General features: G+C 62.3%; 1 protein-coding gene. It reads right to left on the reverse strand.

Annotated elements, in window-relative coordinates; translation table 11 throughout:
* Window positions 1-1,397, reverse strand: a 1,397-nt coding sequence (locus tag AS26_RS13530) for an ISLre2 family transposase (protein WP_062310647.1), incomplete at its 3' end; no start/stop codon positions are given.
* Window positions 1,398-1,522 lie beyond the last annotated feature (125 nt).

Below are 1,522 nucleotides of genomic sequence, written 5' to 3' on the forward strand. Positions count from 1 at the left end.
CGGCTGGCATGGGGCCCATACAGCGCCGGCAGGTGGGCGGTCTTCATGACCGCCTGTCCCGTCGAGGTTGACAGTTGCGCCCACGACCGTTCGACGAACGCGCGGCGCGCCGCGCGTTCGTTCTGTTCCTGTTTCGTCACGACGGTCAGCTTCTGGCCGCTCGCTCGCGCGGCCAATACACGCGCCAATCGGTGTGCGCCTTCTTCGCTCCACCAGCCCCCGTGCCGCTTCATCCGCCGTGCAAACTGGTGAAACACTTGCCCCTCCATCGCCCCTAACGACTCCGCTGCGCCGTCTCTCCGAATGCCTTCCCAGTTCGCACGCAGGTATCGGCGCAGCGAGCGCACACGTTCCCTTGCACTACCTCGCCGCACACGCTCCGCACGGCGCAGCACCGCCTCCACCTGTGACCAATCTCCACGCTCCAGCGCTTCGCAGATCTCCGCGTACGCTGCCTTTTCGACGCCGAACGCCATACGCAGATGCTTGTACAAGTGATACAGGTCCAGTCGATGCACCGCACCTGGAAGGACATCCACGCCCTGCTTCGCCCACGCTGCGCCGTCCGTCCCTACGACCGAGCAGGACACCTGCTCCAGATCCCACGTCTCCGAAAAGGCGCCTACAGCCTCTTCCCACACCGCCTGTCCAGGCACAACACCAGCCACCACCTGGCGCCCCACCAGCTTGCGCCGGTCTCGTCCAACGGCCTGTTTCCCCTCATACGCCAGCACGATTTTCACTTCCGCATGCCGCTTCGACCCTCGTGCTCGCACCCACATGCCGTCAGCCTCCACGTACAACTTCGAAACCCTCCGCTTGGGATCCTGGATCGTCCGTGCATCCTTCCCTGCATACCGAGCCTCGCGTTTGGCCTTTACGGCTTCATCCAGCGTGGCCCCCAGCCGCTGCACCTCCTGCCACACACGCATCGCACTCACATGCGGCATGAACTGGGCCAACGTCCAGGCCGCTTGGTGATACGACATCCTGGTTGCGAGATCGACCAGATGCATGCGCACTTTCGGGCTCAGTCGCTCTCTCGCGCCCAGCCCCAGCAAGGCATCCAGCGGCATGTGGTACGTTCCTGTCTCACGGTCTCGATACATCCGGCGCTTCACATGCAACTCGCCTCGGCTCGTCACGAGCGTCCGTTCGCGCGTCCCAACCAACTCGTAGCGGGCTCGGTCGCGCGTCTGCATCAGCGCGTCGTCTGCCATGTGGAGCATGCGTTCGAAGAGCCGTAATGCGAACTGATCGGCAAACGTGCAAAGCGACGTCTCAAACGCCACGAAGTCTCCTTGGCTCAACAAATTTGCGACTTGTTCAATCCAGGATGGGAGCAAATCGCGTGCTTGTTGCAGGATTTCGTCGGCGAGATGGCGAACGTCCAACACGGGAGACCCCACTCCTTTCAGCCGCATTGCCGTGCGGCGAGCTTTTTTGTGTCCGTGGGGTCTCTTCTCTTTTTTGCACGTCTACTCCTCTCGCCTGGAAGCCACCTACCGAAACTTTATACGCT

Source organism: Alicyclobacillus sendaiensis NBRC 100866 (assembly GCF_001552675.1).
In the GTDB taxonomy this organism is placed as follows: Bacteria; Bacillota; Bacilli; order Alicyclobacillales; family Alicyclobacillaceae; genus Alicyclobacillus; species Alicyclobacillus sendaiensis.